Annotated in this window: 22 protein-coding genes and 2 pseudogenes; 18 read left to right on the forward strand and 6 right to left on the reverse strand. The window is 34.8% G+C overall.

Annotation, left to right across the window (positions count from 1 at the left end; translation table 11 throughout):
- The first annotated feature begins 184 nt into the window (after nucleotides 1–184).
- Nucleotides 185–1,186 (forward strand): LacI family DNA-binding transcriptional regulator, encoded by a 1,002-nt coding sequence (locus F0362_RS27270; RefSeq protein WP_149890080.1) that lies wholly within the window; start codon nucleotides 185–187, stop codon nucleotides 1,184–1,186.
- A gap of 88 nt (nucleotides 1,187–1,274) precedes the next feature.
- Here F0362_RS27270 and F0362_RS27275 read toward each other — a convergent pair whose 3' ends face one another.
- Nucleotides 1,275–2,555, reverse strand: coding sequence for an MFS transporter (locus F0362_RS27275; RefSeq protein ID WP_149890081.1), 1,281 nt, complete (start codon nucleotides 2,553–2,555; stop codon nucleotides 1,275–1,277).
- A gap of 492 nt (nucleotides 2,556–3,047) precedes the next feature.
- Between F0362_RS27275 and iolG the strand changes: the two genes are divergently transcribed.
- The 9 genes and pseudogenes from iolG to F0362_RS27325 form a co-directional block, all read left to right on the forward strand.
- Nucleotides 3,048–4,073 (forward strand): inositol 2-dehydrogenase, encoded by a 1,026-nt coding sequence (gene iolG, locus F0362_RS27285; protein WP_149890082.1) that lies wholly within the window; start codon nucleotides 3,048–3,050, stop codon nucleotides 4,071–4,073.
- A 105-nt stretch (nucleotides 4,074–4,178) separates the two neighbouring features.
- The gene (gene iolC / locus F0362_RS27290; RefSeq protein ID WP_149890083.1) at nucleotides 4,179–5,177 is read left to right on the forward strand and encodes a 5-dehydro-2-deoxygluconokinase; all 999 of its coding nucleotides are present in this window, start codon (nucleotides 4,179–4,181) and stop codon (nucleotides 5,175–5,177) included.
- Between the two features lie 77 nt (nucleotides 5,178–5,254).
- Entirely contained in the window at nucleotides 5,255–6,718 is a 1,464-nt protein-coding gene (locus F0362_RS27295; RefSeq protein WP_149890084.1) for a CoA-acylating methylmalonate-semialdehyde dehydrogenase, read from the forward strand.
- 154 nt (nucleotides 6,719–6,872) lie between these two features.
- Nucleotides 6,873–8,807 (forward strand): 3D-(3,5/4)-trihydroxycyclohexane-1,2-dione acylhydrolase (decyclizing), encoded by a 1,935-nt coding sequence (gene iolD, locus F0362_RS27300; RefSeq protein ID WP_149890085.1) that lies wholly within the window; start codon nucleotides 6,873–6,875, stop codon nucleotides 8,805–8,807.
- 122 nt (nucleotides 8,808–8,929) lie between these two features.
- On the forward strand, nucleotides 8,930–9,826 hold the full coding sequence (iolE, locus tag F0362_RS27305; RefSeq protein WP_149890086.1) for a myo-inosose-2 dehydratase: 897 nt from the start codon (nucleotides 8,930–8,932) through the stop codon (nucleotides 9,824–9,826).
- Nucleotides 9,827–9,954: 128 nt separating this feature from the next.
- Nucleotides 9,955–10,800: a class II fructose-bisphosphate aldolase gene (locus F0362_RS27310; protein ID WP_149890087.1), complete on the forward strand. Its 846-nt coding sequence runs from the start codon at nucleotides 9,955–9,957 to the stop codon at nucleotides 10,798–10,800.
- A gap of 105 nt (nucleotides 10,801–10,905) precedes the next feature.
- On the forward strand, nucleotides 10,906–11,697 hold the full coding sequence (locus tag F0362_RS27315; RefSeq protein ID WP_149890088.1) for a 5-deoxy-glucuronate isomerase: 792 nt from the start codon (nucleotides 10,906–10,908) through the stop codon (nucleotides 11,695–11,697).
- Nucleotides 11,698–12,193: 496 nt separating this feature from the next.
- A complete protein-coding gene (locus F0362_RS27320; protein ID WP_149890089.1) occupies nucleotides 12,194–13,372 on the forward strand; it encodes an FtsW/RodA/SpoVE family cell cycle protein in 1,179 nt (392 codons plus the stop codon).
- Between the two features lie 159 nt (nucleotides 13,373–13,531).
- Nucleotides 13,532–13,768: pseudogene (locus tag F0362_RS27325) on the forward strand (ATPase); the annotation flags it as partial.
- 265 nt (nucleotides 13,769–14,033) lie between these two features.
- Here F0362_RS27325 and F0362_RS27330 read toward each other — a convergent pair.
- Both F0362_RS27330 and F0362_RS27335 read right to left on the reverse strand, forming a co-directional pair.
- On the reverse strand, nucleotides 14,034–14,192 hold the full coding sequence (locus F0362_RS27330) for a Phr family secreted Rap phosphatase inhibitor (protein WP_000721406.1): 159 nt from the start codon (nucleotides 14,190–14,192) through the stop codon (nucleotides 14,034–14,036).
- On the reverse strand, nucleotides 14,192–15,292 hold the full coding sequence (locus F0362_RS27335; RefSeq protein WP_149890090.1) for a response regulator aspartate phosphatase: 1,101 nt from the start codon (nucleotides 15,290–15,292) through the stop codon (nucleotides 14,192–14,194). The genes F0362_RS27330 and F0362_RS27335 overlap by 1 nt, the downstream gene beginning before the upstream one ends.
- A gap of 370 nt (nucleotides 15,293–15,662) precedes the next feature.
- Between F0362_RS27335 and F0362_RS30750 the strand changes: the two genes are divergently transcribed.
- From F0362_RS30750 to F0362_RS27350, 3 genes are all read left to right on the forward strand, one after another.
- Nucleotides 15,663–15,881, forward strand: coding sequence for a hypothetical protein (locus F0362_RS30750; protein ID WP_000622779.1), 219 nt, complete (start codon nucleotides 15,663–15,665; stop codon nucleotides 15,879–15,881).
- Between the two features lie 447 nt (nucleotides 15,882–16,328).
- The gene (locus F0362_RS27345; RefSeq protein ID WP_053446170.1) at nucleotides 16,329–16,928 is read left to right on the forward strand and encodes a hypothetical protein; all 600 of its coding nucleotides are present in this window, start codon (nucleotides 16,329–16,331) and stop codon (nucleotides 16,926–16,928) included.
- A gap of 159 nt (nucleotides 16,929–17,087) precedes the next feature.
- On the forward strand, nucleotides 17,088–17,315 hold the full coding sequence (locus F0362_RS27350) for a hypothetical protein (RefSeq protein WP_000206851.1): 228 nt from the start codon (nucleotides 17,088–17,090) through the stop codon (nucleotides 17,313–17,315).
- An 80-nt stretch (nucleotides 17,316–17,395) separates the two neighbouring features.
- On the opposite strand, the pseudogene F0362_RS27355 reads toward F0362_RS27350, so the two are convergent.
- Nucleotides 17,396–17,842, reverse strand: a pseudogene (locus F0362_RS27355) (AAA family ATPase); the annotation flags it as partial.
- Between the two features lie 181 nt (nucleotides 17,843–18,023).
- Between F0362_RS27355 and tnpB the strand changes: the two are divergent.
- The 5 genes from tnpB (at nucleotide 18,024) to F0362_RS27375 (ending at nucleotide 23,029) form a co-directional block, all read left to right on the forward strand.
- Nucleotides 18,024–19,145 carry an IS200/IS605 family element RNA-guided endonuclease TnpB gene (tnpB, locus tag F0362_RS27360; RefSeq protein WP_149890091.1) on the forward strand — a complete coding sequence of 374 codons (1,122 nt, stop codon included), beginning with the start codon at nucleotides 18,024–18,026 and terminating at the stop codon, nucleotides 19,143–19,145.
- Between the two features lie 1,024 nt (nucleotides 19,146–20,169).
- On the forward strand, nucleotides 20,170–20,961 hold the full coding sequence (locus tag F0362_RS27365) for a hypothetical protein (RefSeq protein WP_053446171.1): 792 nt from the start codon (nucleotides 20,170–20,172) through the stop codon (nucleotides 20,959–20,961).
- Nucleotides 20,962–21,338: 377 nt separating this feature from the next.
- The gene (locus F0362_RS27370) at nucleotides 21,339–22,406 is read left to right on the forward strand and encodes a VWA domain-containing protein (protein WP_253265950.1); all 1,068 of its coding nucleotides are present in this window, start codon (nucleotides 21,339–21,341) and stop codon (nucleotides 22,404–22,406) included.
- A gap of 36 nt (nucleotides 22,407–22,442) precedes the next feature.
- Nucleotides 22,443–22,697, forward strand: coding sequence for a hypothetical protein (locus F0362_RS31030; RefSeq protein WP_253265951.1), 255 nt, complete (start codon nucleotides 22,443–22,445; stop codon nucleotides 22,695–22,697).
- Nucleotides 22,698–22,750: 53 nt separating this feature from the next.
- A complete protein-coding gene (locus F0362_RS27375; protein ID WP_000648288.1) occupies nucleotides 22,751–23,029 on the forward strand; it encodes an AbrB/MazE/SpoVT family DNA-binding domain-containing protein in 279 nt (92 codons plus the stop codon).
- 208 nt (nucleotides 23,030–23,237) lie between these two features.
- Here F0362_RS27375 and F0362_RS27380 read toward each other — a convergent pair whose 3' ends face one another.
- Nucleotides 23,238–23,768 (reverse strand): SMI1/KNR4 family protein, encoded by a 531-nt coding sequence (locus tag F0362_RS27380; RefSeq protein ID WP_149890092.1) that lies wholly within the window; start codon nucleotides 23,766–23,768, stop codon nucleotides 23,238–23,240.
- Between the two features lie 68 nt (nucleotides 23,769–23,836).
- The gene (locus tag F0362_RS27385; RefSeq protein WP_149890093.1) at nucleotides 23,837–26,269 is read right to left on the reverse strand and encodes an immunoglobulin-like domain-containing protein; all 2,433 of its coding nucleotides are present in this window, start codon (nucleotides 26,267–26,269) and stop codon (nucleotides 23,837–23,839) included.
- Nucleotides 26,270–26,727 lie beyond the last annotated feature (458 nt).

Here is a 26,727-nt window from a genome sequence, read left to right on the forward strand (position 1 = left end):
TTTAATACAGGGGCATGTTTATATTTGAACTATTCACTTGGAACAGGCAGTTATGTTAATGAGAGGAACTATGCCTGAGAATACAAGTGCTTACAAATTTTAAAAGATTTCCGTTTGTGTACCAAGAAGCGAAATCTATTTATGATAAAATATAGTAAAAGATGATTAAGAAGGGACAATTAACGTGAAACCAACAATTTATGATGTTGCGGAAAAAGCAGGTGTATCAATAGCAACTGTATCTAAGGTAATTAATCAAACAGGGCGTATTAGTGAAAAAACAATAAACAAAGTAAATCAGGTAATGGATGAATTAGATTATCAGCCAAGTAGTGTAGCAGCAGCGTTGACGGGTAAAAAAACATATACGATTGGAGTACTTGTCCCAGATATCTCAAACCCATTTTTTGCAGAAGTGGCAAGAGCCTTTGAAAATAGTGCACGAGAATCGGGATATACACTTATTTTGTGTAGTACGGATCATCAAACAAAACGTGAGCACGAATACATTGATCTATTATTTAAAAAGCAAGTAGATGGCATTATTATTGCGACGGAGTTAAATGATTATAAACTTGTTAAAAAAATCGTGAATCGAGATTTGCCTCTTGTTTTATTCACCGTAGATCATCCTTCCATCACAACGCATGTTGTGACAACTGATGATATGAGGGGAGGCTATCTAGCTGGGAATTATCTAACGCAGAAAGGCCATACATCTTTAACGATTATGATGGAGAAGGATAGAAAAAGTAGCGTAGGAAGACTGAATGGTTTCAAGCAAGCTCTTATGGATTCAGGAATTTCATTAGATGATGATGCTATCATTAGCTGCTATTCGACAGTGGAAGATAGCAAACGTGCAAGTAAAGAGTTACTTAATTTACCTAACAGACCTACAGCGGTTTTTGCTTGTACAGATTTGATTGCTATATGTCTTATGAATGAAGCAAGAAAACAAGGACTTTCGATACCAGAAGATTTATCAATTATCGGATTTGATAATACCATCTATGCTGAAATTGCAGATCCAGGGTTAACAACAATTGAACAGCCAATTACACAAATGGCAGCCTGTACGTTTGAACAACTCTTAAAAACGATGGAAATGAAGGCGCATGCTAAGCAAAAAATTACAATTATTCCTCAGTTAGTAGAGCGTTCCTCAGTAAAGGATATTACATGATAGCTTTTTTAATAGCCTATTTGAATGTAACGAAAAGAAGGTCATCATAACCATGTGCAGTTATGATGACCTTCTTTTTAATTAGAGTTTATATTGAGAATCGCTCGCCGCTTTTCGTATTTAAATCCTGCTTCATCTCATTTTCCTTTGGAATAGTAAGGAAATGAGTTAGAAATGCACCAAAGAAGTACAAGCCAGCAAAGATCCACATCACGCCGCCAACACCTAATGGACCGATGAAAGCAGTAACTACTAATGGTCCAACAAATGCTGATAATCCTGAACCTAAATTTAAGACAGACATTGCAGCTCCTTTATTTTCAGGAGATAAAGATGGGACTAATGCTGTAAGAGGTACATAACCGGCAAGTGTTGCTCCGTAGCAACATGCAACAAATAATATTGCCCAATAATTATGTCCTACCATTTGTGGTACATAATAGAGTGCAAGAGTTACAATTCCGCAACCGACTCCTCCGAACCATTTTATCGTATTTACCCAACCAAACTTGTCTCCAACAATACCAAAAATAATATTAAACACCATATTTACAAAGAATAGAGTGCCCCAAATTTGAAGCCATTCAGTCATCGTAAAATTATATTTCATCATATAAGTAGGCAGGAAAACAACAAACCCAAACTGAGCTGCCGAGTTTATAATTTTAACAATACCACCTATACCAACTTTAGGATTTTCAAATGCGATGGTAATGCCTTTTAGTAATTCACTTGATTTGTTAGCACTTACGGTTTGTGCTTTAAATCTGTCCTTATTTACAACAATTGAGAATAATCCCCCGACGACAACAAAAATTAAAGCACTCCATAAAGTGGCGATTTCTCCGATTTTAGGAACCATATAACTAGAATAAAAGGCCCCGATAACACTAAGCCCAAGCTGGAATACAAACCAGAACCAGCCAACTGCTCTTGAAAGCATTTGCTGAGGAGTGCTGTAAGATACCCAAACTAGGAAGGAATAAGCAAATAAGGGATAACCAAATCCTCGTAGAGCGTAGCAAATTATTATTACCGAATAATTCATATGTTGAATTCCTATACCGATGAACCCAATGGAGCCTAGAATGAATGATACTAAACCAAACGTCATTACTTTTCTTGGTCCCCACATTTGTACAAATACCCCCGAAAACCAGGAAGAAGCAGATACAGTAATTCCGTAAATCGTAAACAGAAAAGCAGCGTGTTCTAGCGTTAGTCCTTTTTCAACGAGATAAGGGGATAACCATCCTTGTTCTAAACCATCTCCAATCATAAAAACAATAATCCCTATGTATCCCCAAGTTAAATTAGAAGGGATACCAATCTTGTCCATAAATGTTTTGTTTGAACTCATTGCGTTCATTCTCCCACCACCGATAAGTTTTTTGGTTAAGCGCTTAATTCTTTTCGATAAAAAAAGTATACGCTTACATAATAAGGTCGTCAATGAAATTTTTTGACAATTTACAACTTTCATTTATAGGAGCATTCTATTTACTTATCGGACAATAAAATAATAATGAATATGAAAACAAAGAAATACCTTATAGATGGGAGCTTAGTATTTAAAAGGCTTCGTTTTCTTTGTTATATCAGTATTTTAAAAGATTATTTTTGTAGCTGTTTAGATTATTTGTTTCTAATTATTAATTTGTATATGGACGTAGTACGTTTACTTACGAAATTTGGAATTCGAGTAAAAAGAAAAGTATTCAAAAAAATAAAAATGTTTTCAATTTAGAATCAAGTGTGTATAATGAAGAAAAATAGGGAAAGCGCTTAACTAAATTTATTACGCTAAACCTTATAGACTTTCATTTCGTTTCTTAAATTTTAATAAAGAGGGAGAAATCATATGAATGTTTTAACGATTGGGATTATTGGTGCTGGACGAATTGGGAAACTGCATGTTGATAATTTGCAGCTGATGCCACAAGTAAAAATTAAAGCGGTTTCAGATGTAGTGATTGGTCATCTAGAAAAGTGGGCTGAGGACAAAGGGATTTCCACTCTGACTACAAACTATCAGGATTTATTAGCAGATCCAGAAATTGATGCTGTCTTTATATGTTCACCAACAAATACACATGCGCAAATTATTAAAGAAGCGGCACTTGCGAAAAAACATATTTTCTGCGAAAAGCCTGTTAGTTTCTCGGTAGAAGAAACATTAGATGCATTAGAAGTAGTAAAGGAACAAGGAGTATCTCTTCAAGTAGGCTTTAACCGCCGTTTCGATCCTAACTTCAGAAAAGTCTATGATCTTATTCAACAAGGAGAAGTGGGACACCCACATATTTTAAAAATTACGTCTAGAGATCCACAACCGCCAAGTATAGAATATGTTCGTTCTTCAGGTGGATTGTTTATGGATATGATGATTCATGATTTTGATATGGCTAGGTATGTGATGAATAGTGAAGTTGTTGAAGTATTTGCATATGGAACAACATTAATTGATCCGTCCATTCAGGAAGTAAATGATGTTGATACAGCAATTGTCACATTGAAATTTGCGAATGGAGCTTTAGGGGTAATTGATAATAGCCGCCAAGCGGTTTATGGATATGATCAGCGTCTTGAAGTGTTTGGTGAAAAAGGAGCGGTCGCTGCGGATAATTGTTGCCCGACAACAGTACAAGTTTCAAAAACAGAAGGTGTTGTAAAAGACAAGCCACTTTATTTCTTCTTAGAGCGCTATACGCAGGCTTACATTGAAGAAGTAACACAATTTACAAAGTCAATTATAGAAGGACAAGCTGTTATTTGCAGTGGTAATGATGGGTTACAAGCGGAACGAATTGCGAAAGCTGCGAAGGAATCGTTACTAACTGGAAAACCTGTTCAAATTGAACATAAACAGCCTGCATTAAACCAATAAAGAGAACGCTTACTTCTAGATAGTTAAAGAGTGGTGAATCGTATGGCCATAAAATTTCTGAACCATATCATTTACCTTTTACATATAGCACGGGAGGTAGTAACAATGAATCCACTTGTTTTTAAAGAAAATTGTCCATTAGATCTAATTGCAGTTGGACGTTTATGCGTTGATTTAAATGCCAATGAAACACAACGTCCTATGGAAGAAACAAGAACATTTACTAAGTATGTGGGGGGATCTCCTGCGAATATCGCGATTGGTGCGGCACGTCTTGGTTTACAAACAGGGTTTATCGGTAAGGTGTCCGATGATCAAATGGGCCGCTTTATTACAGGGTACCTAAAGGACAACAATATTAATACGGATCAGATATGTATTGATCGCACTGGTGCAGTGACAGGTCTAGCTTTTACAGAAATTAAAAGCCCTGAAGATTGCAGTATTTTAATGTACCGCGACAATGTCGCAGATTTAAATCTTGATCCAACAGAAGTATCTGAGGACTATATTAAACAATCAAAAGCTCTCTTAATTTCAGGAACAGCTTTAGCGAAAAGTCCTTCTCGCGAGGCGGTATTTTTAGCGCTAGAATATGCGCGTAAGCATGATGTAGTCGTATTTTTTGATGTTGATTACCGTCCTTATACATGGCAGTCAGAAGCTGAAACGGCTGTGTATTATAATCTAGCGGCTGAAAAGTCTGATGTCATTATTGGAACGCGTGAAGAATTCGATATGATGGAAAAACTATTAAACTACGAACAATCTAATGATCAAGTTACGGCTGAAAGATGGTTTTCACATCATGCGAAAATCGTCGTAATTAAGCACGGCGGGGAGGGTTCAATCGCTTATACGAGAGACGGTCAATCTCACCGCGGAGGTATCTTTAAAACAAAGGTGTTAAAGACGTTTGGCGCGGGCGACTCGTATGCATCTGCGTTTATTTATGGCTTAATGCAAGGGCTTGAAATTCCTCAGGCGATGCGATTAGGTGGTGCTTCTGCTTCGATTGTTATTTCTAAACATAGCTGTTCAGATGCAATGCCAACAAGGGCAGAGATTTCTGCATTCATGGAAACGGCTGAGGAAATTGTATAGAAATATCATAAATGAGTAATCAAGTAAGTGCGTATCTTATATACGCTTCTACATTACATAAAAGGGAGAGAATGAATATGACAGTACAAACAGCACAAATTGTAAAAAACTACATTGGCGGCGAATGGGTAGAATCTATTTCAACTAAGATGGAAGCGGTATACAATCCAGCAACAGGAGAAGTAATCGCCCAGGTACCTCTTTCAACAAAAGTAGATGTTGAACAAGCTGTATTAGCAGCAAATGAAGCTTTCAAATCTTGGTCTAAAACAGCTGTGCCAAAACGTGCTCGTATTCTATTTAAATATCAACAATTATTAGTAGATAACTGGGAAGAGTTGGCGAAACTTATTACGATTGAAAACGGAAAAAGCTATAACGAAGCTTACGGTGAAGTTCTTCGTGGTATTGAGTGCGTGGAGTTTGCAGCGGGTGCTCCTACATTAATGATGGGAAAACAGCTTCCTGATATTGCGACAGGTATTGAATCTGGTATGTATCGTTACCCAATTGGTGTTATAGGCGGGATTACACCGTTTAACTTCCCGATGATGGTTCCATGCTGGATGTTCCCACTTGCGATTGCTTGCGGTAATACATTTGTGTTAAAACCTTCAGAGCGTACACCACTTCTAGCAGCAAAATTAGCTGAATTAGCTGCAGGAGCTGGTTTACCTAAAGGTGTATTAAATATCGTTAATGGCGCACACGATGTAGTAAACGGTCTTCTTGAACACAAATTAGTGAAGGCAATTTCATTTGTAGGTTCCCAGCCAGTTGCAGAATATGTATATAAAAAAGGAACAGAAAACTTAAAACGCGTGCAAGCATTAGCAGGTGCGAAAAACCATTCCATTGTATTAAATGATGCGAATCTTGAACTAGCTACAAAGCAAATTATTAGTGCAGCATTCGGCTCAGCTGGTGAACGTTGTATGGCTGCTTCTGTTGTTACAGTAGAAGAAGAAATTGCAGATCAATTAGTTGGAAGACTCGTAGAAGAAGCAAATAAAATTGTAATCGGAAATGGTCTTGATGAAGATGTATTTTTAGGACCAGTTATTCGTGATAACCATAAAGAGCGCACAATTGGTTACATCGATTCAGGTGTAGAGCAGGGCGCTACATTAGTTCGTGATGGACGCGAAGATACAGCTGTAAAAGGAGCCGGATACTTCGTTGGTCCAACAATTTTTGACCATGTGACAAAAGAAATGAAAATCTGGCAAGATGAGATTTTTGCTCCTGTTTTATCCATTGTTCGTGTGAAATCATTAGATGAAGCAATTGAAATTGCGAATGAGTCTCGCTTTGCAAATGGAGCTTGCATCTATACAGATAGCGGGGCAAGTGTACGTCAATTCCGTGAAACAATTGAATCAGGCATGTTAGGTGTGAATGTTGGGGTACCAGCGCCAATGGCATTCTTCCCGTTCTCTGGCTGGAAAGACTCTTTCTATGGTGATCTTCATGCGAATGGTACTGACGGCGTTGAGTTTTATACAAGAAAGAAAATGCTTACATCTCGCTGGGAAAAATAATCATTAAGAGAGAAGTAGAATCTCTCTAGTTGCTTGTAAGCGAAGGTAACGGAAGTAGTCAAACATAAGAAGGAAGTATTAGGAGTCTACCAAATTCCTGATACTCCTTTTTCATATGCAGAATGACTGATAGAGATAGAAAGGAGCAAACAATATGCAAACTATTAGAATGACGACGGCACAAGCTTTGGTGAAATTTTTGAATCAGCAATACGTAGAGTTTGATGGAAAGCAACAAAAGTTTATTAAGGGAATCTTTACGATTTTTGGTCATGGAAATGTAGTTGGCCTAGGTCAAGCTTTAGAAGAAGACGCAGGGGAATTAGAAGTATATCAAGGGAGAAATGAACAAGGAATGGCAAATGCTGCGATGGCCTTTGCAAAACAAAAACATAGAAAACAAATTATGGCATGTACGTCTTCTATTGGTCCTGGATCAGCAAATATGCTTACTTCTGCTGCAACAGCTTCTGCAAATAATATTCCCGTTTTACTACTTCCAGGTGATGTATTTGCAACGAGGCAACCTGATCCTGTTCTTCAACAAATTGAACAAACGCATGACTTATCTATTTCTACGAATGATGCTTTTCGTGCGGTAAGTAAGTATTGGGATCGGATAAATCGTCCTGAACAGTTGATGACAGCTATGATTCAAGCCATGCGTGTTTTAACGAATCCGGCAGATACAGGAGCTGTAACAATTTGTTTACCACAAGATGTCCAAGGGGAAGCTTGGGATTTTCCAAGTTACTTCTTCCAAAAGCGTGTTCATCGTATTGAACGTCGTCTACCTACAAAAGCCAGTTTAGCGGATGCGGTAGAAATGATTAAGAAAAAGAAAAAGCCAGTTATGATTTGCGGTGGTGGTGTAAGGTACGCAGAAGCAGCAGAGGAACTTAAACAGTTTGCTGAGACATTCCGCATTCCATTTGGAGAAACACAAGCTGGGAAAAGTGCGATTGAAAGTAGCCATCCATATAATCTGGGCGGCATTGGGGTAACTGGGAATTTAGCAGCTAATACAATTGCAAAGGAAGCGGATCTTGTTATTGGAATCGGAACAAGATTTACTGATTTTACAACTGCATCTAAACAATTGTTTCAGAATGAAGAGGTTGAGTTTTTAAACATTAACATTTCAGAATTCCATGCGAATAAGCTTGATGCATTAAAGATTATAGCAGATGCAAAAGAAGCACTTCTTGCTCTAATAGATGAACTGCAAGCAATTGATTATCAATCTAGTTACACAGTAGAAATCGCTGATGCAAAAGAGGCTTGGGAAAAAGAATTAGCACGTCTACATAATGTTTGCTTTACAGATCAAGATTTTAAACCAGAAGTTGAAGGTCATTTCGATGAGAATTTAAATGAGTATGTAGACGCACTTGGTACACAATTAACACAGACCGCAGTCATTGGACAAATCAATACATTACTTGATGAAGATGCAATTATCGTTGGTGCGGCAGGAAGTCTTCCTGGTGATTTACAAAGAATGTGGGCAGCAAAAAAACCTAATACATATCACATGGAGTATGGTTACTCTTGCATGGGTTATGAGGTTGCCGGCGCACTGGGGGCAAAGCTAGCTGAACCATCGAAGGAAGTATATGCAATGGTAGGGGATGGTAGTTACCAGATGCTTCATTCGGAGCTTGTCACAAGTCTTCAAGAAAACAAAAAAATTAACGTCTTATTATTTGATAACTCCGGATTTGGCTGCATTAATAACTTACAAATGGGCAATGGAATGGGGAGCTTTGGAACAGAGTTTCGCTACCGAAACCAGAAAACTCGTAAATTAAACGGGGCTATTATGAAAATCGATTTTGCAGCCAGTGCGGCTGGATATGGTGTAAAAACGTATCGCGTTACATCAATAGAACAATTACAGGAAGCGCTTAAGGATGCGAAAAAACAAACAGTTTCTACATTGATTGATATTAAAGTATTACCAAAAACAATGACAAATGGATACGATTCATGGTGGCATGTAGGTGTTGCAGAAGTATCTAATAGTCCAAGTGTACAAGCTTCGTATGAGAGTAAAGTACGTTACTTGCAAAAGGCAAGATCTTATTAGATTAGGGCACAAAGAGAGTTTTTTATCTACATGCATATTGTTTAGGAAGCTCTCTTTTTAACGAACAGATAAGAGAAGTTGGCGAAATTCTATAATATTTTACAAAAAGGAGAGACAAGGGGATGTTCAAAGAAAACACGATTAAGCTTGGGATTGCACCAATTGCTTGGACAAATGATGATATGCCCGAGCTAGGAGCAGAAAATACGTTTGAACAATGTATTAGTGAGATGGCACTAGCTGGATTTAATGGAAGTGAAGTAGGTAATAAATATCCGAGAAATACAGTTGTATTGAAAAAATCATTGGAATTACGAAACCTGGAGATTGCTAGCGCATGGTTTAGTGCGTTCTTGACAACGAAGCCGCTTGAAGAGACGGTACAAGCATTTATTAAACATAGAGATTTCTTGTATGAAATGGGTGCAAAAGTCATTGTTGTATCAGAGCAAGGACATAGTATTCAAGGTTTAATGGATGTACCGCTATTTCAAAACAAGCCTATTTTTACAGAAAAAGAGTGGGATAAGCTTGCGGATGGGTTACATCACCTTGGTAAATTAGCTCAGGAAAAGGGGCTACATATTGTATACCATCATCATATGGGTACGGGTGTTCAAACAACGGCAGAAATTGAAAAGTTAATGGATATGACTGATCCAAAGCTTGTATCCCTGCTTTTTGATACAGGTCATCTTGTTTTTTCAGGAGAAGAGCCGCTTTATATTTTAAAAAAATATTTACCTCGCATTAAACATGTACATTTAAAAGATATTCGTGAGGAAGTAGTAGATGCTGTAAAGGATAACGATTTAAGCTTCTTACAGGCAGTGAAGAGTGGTGCATTTACAGTTCCCGGGGATGGTGTAATTGTATTTGATGAAGTGTTTACTATTCTTGCAAACTCTGAATATAAGGGGTGGTTTGTGGTAGAAGCAGAGCAAGACCCAGCTTTAGCGAATCCTTTTGAATACGCATTAAAAGCTCGAAAATTTATACAAGAAAAAGCAGGTTTGTAATTTAAGCATTTTAAGATTATCCCTAAGTAAATGGTATGGTAATCAACATGTCTTCTTACAAAAGGGGTTAAAAGACGTGACGGTTGATTTTACATTTAATAAATAATATTGAAATAGGGGAGTATGTAATGCCATTAGTTCAAATGAAAGATATTTTAATTAAAGCAAATCAAGAGAATTATGGGGTTGGAGCTTTTAGTGTCGCTAATATGGAAATGGTAATGGGAGCTATTCAAGCAGCTGAAGAGTTACGTTCCCCGCTCATTCTACAAATTGCGGAAGTTCGTTTGAATCATTCGCCCATTCATATGATTGGTCCTTTGATGGTAGCTGCAGCGAAAAAAGCAACTGTTCCAGTAGCAGTTCACTTTGATCACGGTATGACGTTTGAAAAAATTAAAGAGACATTAGAAATTGGTTTTAGTTCGGTTATGTTTGATGGATCTCACTATCCGTTAGAAGAGAATATCCAAAGGACAAAAGAAGTTGTGGAGCTTGCGAAACAGTACGGAGCGACAGTAGAGGCTGAGATTGGCAGAGTAGGTGGTAGTGAGGACGGATCAGAAGATATTGAAATGATGCTGACAAGTACTAAAGAAGCAAAAAGATTTGCAGAAGAAACAGATGTTGATGCGTTAGCTGTTGCGATTGGAAATGCGCACGGGATGTACGATGGAGACCCTGATTTACGATTAGACCGCTTGCAGGAGATTAATGGGATAGTCGATATTCCTTTAGTATTACATGGTGGGTCTGGCATTAGCCCAGAGGATTTCAAGCAATGTATTCAACATGGTGTTCGAAAAATTAATGTAGCAACAGCCACGTTTCAGAATGTAATTACTAGAATTAACACTGCGGCCTTAAATACTCCTTATTCAGATTACTTTACGTACCATCAAGATGTAATTGAGGCCGCGTACGAAAACGTTAAAAATCATATGCGTATATTCGGAAGTGAAAACAAAGCATAACCAGAAAAGCTTTCTTCATTAAATAATAGAAGGAACTCATAATTTAGTTAGCTGACAAAGATAGAGAATGATAGAGTAGCCATTAATTAAAAGGGGGAGAAAGCCGTGTTAGGAAAATTAGGTGAATTAAATGAAGGGTATAATGTATTAACAGAAATGAACGGTCAATGCAGTGATATGTTAATGGATATAGGCATATATAAGATGTCTAATGGAAAAGAAGAGGTGCTATTTGATAATAAGAATGAAACGGCAGTACTTTTACTAGAAGGGGCAATACGTTTAGAGTGGGATGGAATGGAAAAAGTTATTCAAAGGCAGTCTGTTTTTGAAGAAAACCCTTGGTGTTTACATGTGGCTAAAAATGTGAAGGTTACAATTACTGCTCTTTCAGATAGTGAAGTGCTTGTTCAAAAAACAGATAATGACCAAGAATTTGCGTCAAAGTTGTATACTCCAAATGAGTGTCAAAGTGTTGTAGCTGGAGATGGAGTATGGGAGGGAACAGCGCAGCGTGTTATTCGTACAATTTTTGACTATAATAATGCAGCATATTCTAACATGGTAGTAGGAGAAGTTATTTCTTATCCCGGGCGATGGTCGAGTTACCCACCGCATCACCATGATCAACCGGAGGTATATTATTATCGCTTTAACAAGCCACAGGGATTTGGATGTGCAATGGTAGGTGAGGATGCTTATCGCGTTATACATAATAGTTTTATTACAATTCCAGGTGAGCTAGACCACCCGCAAGCAACGGCACCTGGATATGCAATGTATTTTTGTTGGATGATTCGACATCTTGAGAATAACCCATGGAATGATCGTATCATGGAGGAAGAACACAAGTGGTTATTAGAACCAAATGCGAAAATTTGGCCAGAAAAAGAATAGATGAACATAAAGGTTCTGGACAAAAACGATGTCACTTGCAATTGTTTTTGCTCAGAACCATTAATTTTTTGTCAATGTAGGCAGGCTCTTATGTGAGGTAACGTAAGAGCCTGTTTAAATGTACTACCTTTTTTTATGTACAATAAGAAATGATATAGACAGGGAGAGAAAATCCATGTCCACTAAATTAGTAAATTTACGTATTGATTTTGCTTTTAAACAGTTCTTTGGAACGAAAAGAAATGAGGAAGTTTTAAAGAAGAAAAGTAATTCGGGATAAAAAGGGCTTGTTCATTTTAGTTTAGGAAAAATTAAGATTTACTTATTATTACTTTAACTATTTAAAGTGAAACCTTAAGAGAAAGTTTAGATAAAATAAAATTTCGCGTTATAACATAATAATGTAATTTTTATTTGAATAACAAAAAATCTTATAAAAAGGGTACTAGTAATTATTATGGAGCGTGGAATATATTGAGTACTACAGGAGGGTTTCATGAGTAAAATAATAGTATTATTAAGGAGTCTAGATACAAAACTAATTTTAATTTTATGCATGTTTTGTATTATTAGTACCGCTGCAATTTATAGTAGTCAACAAACTGGTCAGTATGGAAACACAAACTTTGCATTGCAGCAAGGTAGGAACTATATAATTGGTTTTGTACTGTTAATATTTGTTGCAAGTATTGATTGGGATCAATGGCAAAAGTTCTCTTGGCCATTGTATATTGTTGGTTCTGTGGCAATTGTTATTTTAAAAATACTACCGGAGTCAACGTTTACTCCCGTTAAATTAGGAGCAAAAAGATGGTTTCAATTTCCTGTTATCGGTCAAATTCAACCATCGGAGTTTTTCAAAATTGCACTAATTATATTTGTCGCCAATTTAGTAGTGAATCATAACGCCAAATATATGATTCGGACATACAAAACTGATTTCATATTGGTCGGAAAAATTATGTTAGTTTCAATTCCTCCTATTGCTTTAGTATACAGTCAGCCAGATACAGGTATGGTGTTCTTATACGCAGCATCTATAGCATGTATTTTATTTATGTCAGGGATTCAAAAGAAATTAATTGCATTTTGTACAGTCATCCCGGTAACTATATTATCTACATTAATATTTATATATAAAAAATATCCAGATTTTTTCTTTAAAGAATTAGTTACTAGGTTAAAACCGCACCAACAATTACGCATTATAGGTTGGCTAAATCCAGCTGAAAATGCAGATCAAGGATATCAAACGCAACAATCTCTTTTAGCTGTTGGAAGTGGTGAATTACATGGAAAAGGATTCGGTCAAGGTAGTGTATATATTCCTGAAAAACATACTGATTTTATTTTTGCTACTATCGCTGAAGAAGGTGGATTTATAATAGCAGCTATCGTTGTATTGGTCTTGTTACTTCTTATATATCGAATAACTATAATTGCTTATTCAGCAGAGAATCTGTTTGGTACATTATTATGTGCTGGGACAAGTAGTGTTTTAACACTACAAATCTTCCAAAACATTGGTATGATTGTTGGGATAATGCCGGTAAAAGGAATTGCACTACCTTTTCTATCATATGGAGGGAGTTCGCTATTTTCAAATATGATAATGATGGGGCTTATTTTATCGGTGCATAAAAATTATAAAAAATACATGTTTCAAGTTAATTAAAAGTTAAAAATGTGTAGGGGTGTTTTTGAAAATTTTAATTTTTGAAAAAAAGAAATAAGATATAGTCTGGCTAAAAAACTAGAGGACACTAATTCATTAAAGCAGCCATAAAAGGTGTTTTAAGAATTGGTGTCCTCTTTATTTTGAAAAGGAGATGGGGAAAACATGAGCCATGATTCTTCTTTCCGAACAGCATATGAAGCTCGAGAGAACCTACTTCTAGATGAACAAGCAAAGCTAGCGAATGCAGAACAAGAGGGTATGGAAAAAGGTATTGAGCGAGGTAAGATGCAAATGATTCGAGGGATACATGAAATTGGTGTACCGCTTGAAACTATTGCAAAAGCAAGTAAGTTAAGTCTGAAGGAAATAGAGCGTATCTTGAAGTTAAAATAAAAATATATGTGTCTACAGAACTCATGAGTAGAAAAAATTAGACGTTCATTATCATATTACGTCTAATCGTAAAGCATTGCTGAAGATTTTAGCAGTGCTTTTTCACAATCAACTAATTATATAGAAAAGTTGAAAGAAGAACGTGAATAGTCCGAAACAAATATGTTTCGGACTAGAGATTCTATATTTTATCTATTTATTTAACATTTTTTAAAGATTAAGAGGCTGAATTTTCTGATTTTTAAAGCGAGAAAAATGTATTACATTAATCAATAGATACGCCACTAGAGACAATCGGTTTTGTTGGTGCTGGCGTATCTCCACCATTAAACGAAGAGTGTTGTGATACATTTAAACTAATCATGCTACATGCTAATGCACTTACTACTACCATACTCAATAACACTTTTTTTATTTTTTTCATTACTTTAACGCTCCTTTTCTCAAATGTTTCTTATCAGCATTATTACTAATATAGAAATATTTGCTCGCTTTAACATGATTATTTGCTTCGTAAAATTGGAGTGCTAAAATCTCTGCATATTCTTTTACACAATCCCACATGTCCTCTTTTTCAAAATAAGAAATTGCATCAGTAACTACTTTTTCTAGTTTAATTCTAGGTAGTTCTGTGATTAGTTCATTTAAAACTGCGAAACGATGCTTATATTCCTCATTTCCTGATTTATTTGAATACTTTATTCCTTGCTCGATATATGCTTTTGCTGTTTCAACGCCTTCTAATTTATAATATGCTCTTGCTAAGACAAATAATGCTTTAAAATGGTTCGGTATGGTATTTATAATTTCAGAACTCTGTCTAATCGCCAATGGATATAAATCTTGAATATTATATAACCAGCCTAAATTAGATCGTACTCGTAATAATAATTGTTCTTCATCATACTTCTTACAAACATCAATAACCGTATTGAGACATTCTTCCGCTCTTTCAAATTCTCTTAGATCTATACAAGCCAGCCCATATACATTGTCGCATAAAGCAATATTAATTTCATAGCCTACATGATTCCGGTATATTTCTTTGGCTTTTACTACATGTTGAATCGCTTCAAATGGTTGATAAGATTGATAACAGTAAGTTGAAAATCTATACTCAAACTCGGCTTTTTCTACTTCATCATGTATATCAATTAAAAGTTCTTTTGCCTTTTCATAGTGTGTTTTCGCTTCAGTATAATTTGCTAAAATTGTAGAGTGGATTGCCTTAAAGAAATAATAATAGTAAGCTAATAATGAAAATTCTTCTTTGATATTAGGGAGTTTTTCTATTTGATTAAAAGAATCTTTTGTAATACTCATTCCATCTACCAAGACTTTATATCTAAAATTCAGTAGGGAATAATAGAATGATACATATTGGTCTGTTTCTATTTCCTTTAAAAGTTCTTTTACTTGTAGATATGTCTGTTTTGCTTCTTTTACATGATATAAACGAATTTCTTCATACCATTCATGTAATAATTCCATCAATTGCTTATTACTTTTTTCTTGAACAGTCATAATATCCCCCATTTCTCTGTAAAGGCTTATTCTGATAATAACAGGAATTAGATAAATTAAATTTAACTACGATTTTTTTCACTAATATACAGAATATTCTGAATTATAATAATGTACATGCTTTTAAATTTGAAAAAGTATAGTTAAGACAGTACAAGTTTCGTTAATGCTTTTTTTGATTTTGATTTATTAACTGTTGTCTATTGAATACTTCTTATAAGAAGTGGCGTAGCACTATAGTAGAAAAAGAGAGAGCTAATACTGTTATGGTATTGAGAAATATATAGGGCTTATTAAGCTTCAAGGGATTCCTCGAGAATAAATAGAAGTATATCCATATCTATTTACATTGAAGAGGGAGCGTTAGTTTATGATAAGTTTTGGGATTAATTTACGCCATATTATTAGTTATACACAAGAGAGTAGGAATCTTAATAATATACGGATTTTAAGTAAGTTCGGTATAAGATTATTTGATATATATGGAGAACCATTACCTGTATCAGATGTTAATCGAGAATTAGTAACGGCATTAAAACGCCAAGACATAAATACGCAAAGATATATATTAAGTCATTTACAAGGTTAGAAAAACCGATATTATGCTGCGTTTTTCATACATATGTTCTATCCGATAAACCAAGAAGCTATCATCAAAGGTTTGTGAAATTTTATTTTCTTAAATCGATTGAATTACGTAGTAATATTTAAAAATTATTTAATTGGTTACTATAGTTTGTATCACCATGAAATGTATAAACCTCTTCTATATCAATAAAAATAGAATAAAGAATGTGTAATGAAGTACTCATCCAATTATTATGTGTCTCACAATTGGATGGGTACTTTTTTACTTATTCCAAAATAGGGACAAAGCTAAATGCAATGGATAGTTATAAAAAAGCGAGTGTACAAATGTAACAAATGAAATTTCTATTCATAAGTGTGGTTCTTCTATTTAATCAAGGATGATTTAATACTTTCTTAGTTTTGGTTAAGGAAACTTATATACTTAAAGTAAAGGGGGTAATTTTTAATGAAGGGGGAGGAGAATTTGAAAATTTTCAACTCAGTTGCTCCTACGCAAACAAAAACCGAAGATTTACCATTCGATATTTCGTGGATGACTGATTGGATTGTAGACTGGTTTGGTTCTTTGTTTAATGGCAGCAGTGATGTAATAAAAGATGGGGGAAATAAAGTAGATGGTGCAATTCATGCGAGTGTGCCTGCATTTTTTGATGTTATTTTCCTTATTCTTTCTGTAGTAATTTTAATATCATTATTAGTTTTTGGGGCTTCGTTATGGTTTAAACATATAAAGTGGAAAAAAAGATCTATTTATTTTGGAGTAGGTTCATTTATTCTCATACTTTTAATAAGGGTTCTACCAGTGTTAATGTTGACGACACGTTCTTTTGATTTTCAAACCTTTATGAGTAATATGGTGGGCTTAATTACTTCTATAATTTTAGGAACAGCTGTATTAATGTTTTTGATATCTTTAGCATTAGGTATGCTTTATAAGAAATTTGAACATCCCAAATATGGAAAATGGAGTTCAAGTTTGAGATATAGTTCCATTTTTATATTTGTAATGACATTGCTAGTACCGGCCTTACTGCGTCATTTATAATTTCGATTTATAAAAGGAGAAGGAGGAATAGTGCAAGTAATTTCTATAATATTTCTGTGTAATTATGCTAGTGCTCGTTCTCCACTAGATTTCAAGGTTAAATCTAATAGATTAAAAAAATATATGGTACGAAGTTTTGGCAAAGGGGGAGAGGTACTAGTGACTACTTTTGTTGTCATGGTGAGTATATTCTTAATTCTGTTCGTAATTGGTCCAAAAGCGACTAAGAGAAAAGAAGAAAGAGATAGAATTGAAAAGGAACATAAAGAGAAAATTGAGGCTTTAGAGGAAGAAAAAATTGACTTAGATATTAATGGGACCAAAGTACGGTTACACAAGAAGCCTAAGCTAAAGAACAGTATATATAAAATAAAGAGTAATAGATAACGAAAAATTGGGTTACATTTAAAAGTGAATTTAGAGCAGGTAGCAAAAAAATCGGATAACATTTAAATATTTAGGGGGATTACATTATATGTTGCGTATGCGATTACTTGGTCCATTATGCTAAGAGCATTTCTTAAACCACCTTCAGCTAATTGAGATATTAAATGTAATGCCTCGTCTGTAATCCGAATCCCTTGATCATGGGAGATGAATTTTAACCTTTCAATCATTGCTTGAAGAGGTATATTTCAAAATTCAAATTGTTGGCATCTAGAAATGATAGTTTTAGGTGCTTTTTGTGGATCTGTTGTAGCCAGTATGAAAATAACATGTGCTGGCGGCTCTTCTAATGTCTTTAATAGAGCATTAAATGCAGAATTTGAAAGCATATGCACTTCATCGATAATGTACACTTTATATTTTCCTGTAACCGGTGTTAAATGTACCTGATCTTGTATCTGCCGTATTTCTTCCACTCCATTATTACTTGCAGCATCAAATTCTAGAATGTCCGCGAATTTATCATTTTAGCCAAGAGGACTCCTTCCTCAAGGAATGCTAAGTGAGTATGTGGGAGATGAATTGGCTTCGGACAAGGGATGGCAGGAAGCCATCTTAATTGTTCGATATATATAAATTGTTACTTCACTACCTATCGAATGTATGTTTGTTATATAATAGATACATATCGAAATGGAGATGAAATGAATGATGATCAATAAAGCATATAAATTTCGTATCTATCCAAATAAAGCACAAGCGACCCTAATCAATAAAACGATTGGCTGTTCTCGTTTTGTATTCAATCACTTCCTATCTCTATGGGGTCATGCATACAGAGAAACAGGAAAAGGTCTGGCATATGGTACATGCTCTGCCAAACTTCCTGCCATGAAGAAAGAGTTTGTTTGGCTAAAAGAAGTGGATAGTATTGCGATTCAGTCGTCTGTTCGCAACCTTGCGGATGCGTATACACGCTTTTTCAAAAAACAAAACAATGCCCCGCGTTTCAAATCTAAGAAAAACAACGTACAATCTTATACCACAAAACAAACAAATGAAAATATTGCCGTTATAGGAAACAAAATTAAATTGCCAAAACTAGGTCTTGTTCGATTTGCCAAAAGTCGTGAAGTAAAAGGACGTATTTTAAATGCTACGGTTAGACGGAACCCTTCTGGTAGATACTTTGTTTCATTGTTAGTTGGAACAGAAGTGCAAGAACTTCCGAAAACAAATTCTTACATTGGAATAGATGTAGGACTAAAAGATTTCGCCATTTTGTCAGATGGAACAACCTATAAAAATCCGAAGTTTTTTCGATTGTTAGAAGAGAAGTTGGTAAAAGCACAGCGTGTTCTTTCTAGAAGAATGAAAGGATCTTCTCGCTGGAATAAACAACGAGTAAAGGTAGCTAGAATTCATGAATACATGGCAAATGCTAGAAAAGATTACTTGGACAAAATCTCAACTGAAATCATCAAAAACCACGATGTTATCGGTATAGAAGATTTGCAAGTATCTAATATGTTAAAGAATCATAAGTTAGCAAAAGCGATTAGTGAGGTATCATGGTCACAGTTTCGAACTATGTTGGAATATAAGGCAAAATGGTACGGTAAACAAGTCATTGTCGTATCGAAAACATTTGCTTCAAGCCAATTATGTTCTTGTTGTGGATATCAAAACAAAGACGTTAAAAATCTGAACCTACGTAAATGGGATTGCCCTTCTTGCCATACACACCATGATAGGGATATTAACGCAAGTATCAATCTAAAGAATGAAGCGATAAGGCTTCTAACCGCAAGGACTGCGGGGTTAGCCTAATAAATTAGAGTTCGATAGAACTCTTTACTTAGGAATCCCCCACTTTCACTTCTAAACGAAGTGAAAGTGGGGGGAGTTCAATATTGTTGATATCACTACAGTTGGCGCACTTTTGACAAGGCTCACCATTATTTAAAGGAGTTAATCATTTTATATTTAGGTCATAGATGTTAAACTCAATAAAATCAAAGGTAGGAACATATTTGATATGTACAAAATGTTCCTACCTTTTTATTATGTGGCGAGTGTAGCTTTAAAATAAAGTTTGATCAAAAATACCCCACAAGCCAGCACTTTACAATAAATAAAAAGCATCCATTTTGAAAAAAGATTAATCAAAACGGATGCTTTTCTAGTAGATTTAAGATTGGTTTTTATAAAAAAGATTGATCCTTTTTTACTTATGTTGTTCAATAATTGCGCCCGCTAATTGAAGAAATGCTTATTTAAAATTATGGAAAGTAAATTGGTGTTTATAAAGGTATACATTCACAGATATATAGGAAACTATAAAAATAAGAGAAGTATATAGTATGTTATTTAGAAAAATCTGATTATTTAATGGCATAATAAAAATATGGCAAAACAATTCTGATTTTAGCCCGGCGTTAGCGGGTTCCAACATAATCGCTCCGGTAACTTGGCTATTTTTATAGCATTATGTTTTGCGGTAAAAAAATTTAGCTTGGGATATGATTAAGACCATTTAAATAAACTTCTTACCAGCTGTAGGCGTTACGTTCGGCTAAAATCAGAATGTAGAAATGGATGAGCTATCTTAATTCGATGGTAGCTTTTTGTTTTTGAATGGGCGTATGGTGCCACACTTTTCAGGAGATAAAAAAAGAACTTCGAAGTCGAGTTCGAAGATGCAAAGAGGATTTACGGAGCGCAAAACAATATCAAATTACTTTCTAAAACACTTCCAAAAGATAAAGTGAAAAAATTGTATCAAATTCTATTGAGTAAGGAACCGCCTTACTTAAAAAAAAGGTTAAGTAACCCAATCTAGGAGGAGCCATTAATGAAAAAGGAATTACATACAGTTAAAGAAGTAGCAGTTAAAGCAGTTAAAGGATTCGGATTTGTTGCAGTGTTATCTGTTGGATTAGTTGGTTGTAGTAGTGAAGAACCAGTTAAGAAGGAAGAGACTAAACAATCCCAAGAAGTTAAGAAAGAAGTTAAAGAATCAGAAGAAGTGGATAAACAACAGGAAGAAGCTAAACAACAACAAGAAGCAGAAGCAAAAAAAGCTGAAGCGGAAAAAGCTAAACAACAACAAGAAGCAGAAGCAAAAAAAGCTGAAGCGGAAAAAGCTAAACAACAACAAGAAGCAGAAGTAAAAAAAGCTGAAGCGGAAAAAGCTAAACAACAACAAGAAGCAGAAGCAAAGAAAGCTGAAGCGGAAAAAGCTAAACAACAACAAGAAGCACAAAAGCAACAAAAAGAAGACGTAAAAACAAGTGCTATTGCTTTAGATGATTCATTGAATATTCATAAATCAAAAGTAGCTGTAATTGTTGGATATATTGAAGACGAATTTACACGTGCAGATTTAAAAGACTCAGCTTGGAGACAAGGTATGCACGCCAATTTAGCTAGCCTTAAAAGATTAGTTGTTGATATGCCTAATGGGGGTGTAGCTGAAGGTAAGCAAAATGATTATAACCGTTATTACAACATCATGGAAAAGCTTTATTACTGCTCACAAACATTATCTGAAAACATTTCGAATGGAAACCAAGAATTGTTTGAACGTGCTAAAACTAACTTTATTGATGTAGCTGAAAACCAATTCAAACCATTGGGTAAATAATGATTATTTTACTAATTGTAGAATTCTAATTTAAAAGAAATCCCAAAAGTCAATTTCTTAACGTATAGGAAATTGGCTATTTCTTTATAAAATTTTGCTTAGCGTACGAAATTCGCGTTTTGTTGGAGCTACGCCTTAGTGTATCGCTTACCTAGCTTAATAAATGCAGATTCTTCATACAAGGGCGTAATACGTGTACTCCCTACCTGAAATCTTAAATAACATCGTTTGTGATGTTAAAATATGAAAGATAGATAATATGAGGTGAGGGGAAAATATGGGGAAGAAATTAGTTTGGGTTCTAATCGCCTGTTTTATTATAATTTCAGGATGTAGTAGTGAAATTAGTGGTTCAAGGGAAGAAATGAGGTTTTATAGTGGGTAAAGCATTATTTAATGTAATTGGAATAACACTGGGGTTCTGTGTATTTATTACTGCGTGTTCAAAATCAGATACTACGTCTTCTAAATCTAATGAACCAAAAAGTGAAGTAGTTGAAAAGGAAAGCAGCAAAAAAGAACTTGAAAAAGAGGATATCAAGACATATGAATCGTTATTTGCTACAAATGCCCCGTTAATGACACAAGAAGGACCAGGTAAATACGCAAAGGAAAGGGCACTCTCATCAGAGGAAATGAATGAACTTAACCAGGAATTGATAAAATTACCAAAGGATTTAAGTGCAGAACAAATATACGTACAATTACTAAATTTACAAGCGCAAAGTTATAAAGAAGCTGTAAGTAAAATGGAGAGAATTATCCCTGAATTAGCGATTAAAGAACAAAATAATGACAATGTACATTCTATAAAACCAAAAGAAAAATCCCTGAATGTGGAGATTTTACTTGATGCAAGCGGGAGCATGGCTGGTAAAGTTAATGGTCAAGTTAAAATGGAAGCAGCTAAGAAAGCTATTTACAACTATCTTGATAAGATTCCGGATAATGCAAATGTAATGTTAAGAGTTTATGGACATAAAGGAAGTAATAATGAAAATGATAAAAGTATATCCTGTGGATCTTCGGAGGTAATGTATCCATTACAGCCTTATAAAAAGGAGCAATTTAATGCTGCTTTATCCAATTTTGGTCCGAAGGGGTGGACGCCGTTAGCATCCGCTATTGAGTCTGTAAATGATGATTTTAAAGAGTATACCGGTGAGGAAAACCTAAATGTAGTATATATTGTGAGTGATGGAGAAGAGACTTGTGGGGGAGATCCAGTCAATGCTGCCAAAAATCTCAATCAATCTAGTACTCATGCAGTTGTAAATATTATTGGATTTGATGTGAAAAATAGTGAACAACAGCAATTAAAGAATACAGCAGAAGCAGGAAAAGGGAATTATGCGACAGTAAGTAATGCTGACGAATTATATCAAACTCTTAATAAAGAGTATGAAAAACTATATAAAGAATGGGAAAATTGGAAGATTTATTAATACTTTAGTCTGAATACGCAGTGGGCAGATTTATTTATGAATATTAAAAAGGCTCATATGGAGATTAATGATGTAATTAATAAAGAGCATTATAACTTAAAGAATAATATCTCTTACTTAAGTGAGAAAGAAATTATTGATAATAATAAAAAGCTCAGTCTTGAAAAGCTTATTAAACTTCGTTTTGAAACATTAACTAGTTATTATAATGATAGAGAAAAGGAGTTAATAAATCTTATAACTGAAAATGAAAAGAAAATGAAACAACAATTGGAGCAATCTAAACCATAATGAAAAGATGTTAGTATATAAATGATTGATAATTTATTAGGGGGAATATTATTATGAAAGCAACTGGAATTGTTCGAAAGGTTGATGAATTAGGAAGAGTTGTAATACCTAAAGAATTGAGAGATACACTAGGCATAGGGATTAAATCACCGTTAGAAATTTTTGTTGATAATGAAAATATAATTTTAAAAAGATACTCGCCTTATAATGCTTGCCAAATTACTGGAGAGGTATCTGAAAGAAATATAACTTTAGCAAATGGAAAAATTACTTTAAGTCCTAATGGAGCTAAACATTTAGCAGAAGAACTAGAAAAATTTTTGGTGAAATAGGTTTAATACCCGAAAGATTTCATTTGCAGCAAGTACCATCTGTAAAAAGGGATTGTTTACTAGGATAGAATGGTATTTTAAAAGATTGTGTGAATTTCTAATAATCAAGACCTAAAATGAAGTGGCTTAGATAAATTAAAGGACATTACATATTTAATATGTAATGTCCTTTCTTATGTACCTAAAGCACACATTACTTTAGGTACATTTATTCACAATTCTCTTCTTTTAAACAAATTTCGATGAATGAAAAGATATTCTTTGCTTCGATAGCACGCCTTCCCCAGTCATGGTAATAGTATAAAACCTGTCCTGTAAACCCAACTTCAGATGGATCTGTATCAATGCAAAGGTAATCTCCGCCACCATTTTCTGCAATTGGAATCCACTTAGAATTCCAAAGAGCTGGTTTAAGCTCTTTTTCAATATCTGGCTCTAAATCATCATCCGGATCGAATTCTTCCTGTAAAAATTCCCAATTTGATATAATTTCAGAAATGGGAGACAGGGTCAAATTTCTTACAAATGGATTCAACCCGGGTTCCCAAATTTGTCCGTTATAAACTCTATAAAAGCTCTTCATTTCTTCAGGTAGTGTAAGCCCTAGTGTATCCTCAATAAGTTGGAAATCTTCATCACCTGCACCTGGCTGAAGATTTAACGATTCTTTAAAGTTACTTTCAGAATTTGAACCTCTGTCGATAATCCGTTGCCACAACCATTCAGCTTGATTTATCATGCTATTTATCCACCTCTTACGTCTCAAAGATAATACCTTCACTACAGGATTGGAGACTATGAATATCTTTATTTTATAGCCTTTTTAAATTTACGACCAAAAGTAATTAACATACCTGCAAGGATCGCTAATATACCTACAGCGGTACCATTATTTGAACTTGCACCTGTTTTTGGAAGCTCTTTAATGGTATCTTTTTTATTATCCAAATTACTACTAGTGTTGTTATTGACAGAGATGTTTCCGGTAGTAGTATTACTATTGTCAGGACCTTCTCCAGAATTAGTATTGTTACTACTATTATCAGAACCATTTCCAGAATTAGAGTTGTTATTACTATTATCAGAACCGTTTTCAGTGTTTGTATCTTTTACAGTTACTTTTTGTGTGGCCGTTACTTCATTTCCACTTGCATCACGAACTAGAAACTTAACTTCGAAATTACCTGCTTTAGATGTATCAACTTCGCCCATATGAATTACTTTGTCAGTAATATCGCCATCTTCTTTATCGATAGCTTTAACGCCAGAAAGTGGGTTGTATTTATCGCCGACATGAATAGTTACTTCAGTAGGTACAGTTAAAACTGGATCTTCATCTTTTGTTTCTACTTTTTGTTTTACTATAACAGTTTGCTTAGCGGTAACTGTATGCCCTTTAGAGTCTGAAATTGTATAAGTTAACTCATAAGTACCAGGTTTAGAAGCATCAACGATGCCATCAACTGTTACTTTATTAATAATATCGCCGTCTTCATTATCAATAGCTTTAACGCCAGAAAGTGGATTGAATGTATCCCCTACATTAATCGTTGTTCTAGTAGGTACTGTTAATTTTGGTTCTATATCGGGATTTTCTTCATTTTCTTTTACAATTACAGATTGTGTAGCTGTCGCATTAACTCCTTTAGAATCAACGACCGAATATTCTACAATGTATTTACCGGGTTTAGAAGTATCTACATTACCTTTATATTTAATTTTATTAGTTAAATTACCATCTTCCTTATCAGATGCAGATACACCAGCCATTGGATCAAATTCTTCACCGACACTAAGTGTAGTAGTAAATGGAACAGTTAATACAGGTGCTTCATTTGTTGTTTCTACTTTCTGTTTAACAGTAACAGTTTGTTTAGCAGTAACTTTGTGTCCTTTAGAGTCTGAAACTGTATAAGTTAACTCATAAGTACCAGGTTTAGAAGTATCCACGCTGCCATCAACTGTTACTTTATCAGTAATGTCGCCATCTTCTTTATCAGTAGCAGATACACCAGCCATTGGATCAAATTTATCTCCTACATTGATAGTAGTCTTAGTAGGTGCTGTTAAAACTGGGACCTCATCTTTAGGCACTACTGTTTGTTTGACAGTAACATTTTGTTTAGCAGTAACTTTGTGTCCTTTAGAGTCTGAAACTGTATAAGTTAACTCATAAGTACCAGGTTTAGAAGTATCCACGTTGCCATCAACTGTTACTTTATCAGTAATGTCGCCATCTTCTTTATCAGTAGCAGATACACCAGCCATTGGATCAAATTTATCTCCTACATTAATCGTGGTTTTAGTAGGTGCAGTTAATTTGGGTTCCATATCGGGAGTTTCTTCATTTTCTTTCACAATTACAGATCGTGTAGCTGTCGCATTAACGCCTTTAGAATCAACAACCCAATATTCTACAATGTATTTACCAGGTTTAGAAGTATCTGCATTACCTTTATATTTAACTTTATTAGTTAAATTGCCATCTTCTTTATCAGTAGCAGACACACCAGCCATTGGATCAAACTCTTCACCAACATGAAGTGTAGTACTAAATGGTACAGTTAATACAGGTGCTTCATTTTTTGTTCCTTCCGTCTCTTTAACCTTAACTGGTTGTTTCCTAACTATTGTAAGACCCTTAGAATTAGTAACCGTGTAAGTTACCTCATAAGTACCAGGTTTAGAAGTATCTACATTACCATCAACTTTTATTTTAGAAGTAATGTCACCGTCTTTTTCATCAATAGCCGATACTCCTGCCATTGGGTCAAATTTATCGCCTACATTAATCGATACTCCATAAGGCAATCTTAATATAGGTTTCTCCCCCCTATTAACCCATACATGTACCTGTTTAATTACTGAAAAACCTCTAGAATTAGTAACCGTATAATCTAAATTATACCCGCCTGGCTCAAAAGGATTTACTTCACCAACTATGTTTATTTTATCAGTAATATCTCCATCTTTTGAATCATAAGCTGACACTCCTGCCATTGGATCAAATGGATCTCCTACATATATCGTAGTGTCATAATTTATATCCATGCTCGGAAATAAGCTTTCTGGACGTTCTTCTTTCTTGTCTCTTGCTTTTTCCTGTACTGGCTCAGCCGTTTTTAATGTATCTGTCGTTTGCGCACTTGCATTACCTACCCCTGCAATCATTGATGTAGCTAATGTTGCTGTTGCTACAAACCCTACTAGTTTTTTTGATTTGGTTGTTGAATTCCCCATTTATATGCCCCTTTTCACTGTTTGAATAATTAGTATTTTTATAATATTCAATGGTATTTTAACATAAGTTATCCAATATATGTATAATTTGATTGAGTTATATCTAAATATTAATATTTTTTTGCTTTAGAGTGTCTCACTAAGTACTTATAGATTGAAGGTTAGATTAGAAAGTGTAAAAGGGATATTAGGATTGTTTCTTATTACTGAATAAATGCTTTTTTGAAATGGGGAGATAATACTACATATAAAAAAGCACGAAAGGGGACTAGAATTTGCAAACATATACATGGAACCTTGGTGATGCATCACTAACATTTCACAACGGTACTATGTTTCCATTTCAAAAAGAGTCGGTTGTTACTACGACTCGTGACATGATGTATTTTTATTACGATGTTCTTCTACAAGTGCGTCAGGAAACACGTCGTATCTTGGTTCGTAATCATCCAACAGCA

The sequence above is a fragment of the Bacillus sp. BS98 genome, from assembly GCF_008432245.1.
Lineage (GTDB): Bacteria > Bacillota > Bacilli > Bacillales > Bacillaceae_G > Bacillus_A > Bacillus_A toyonensis.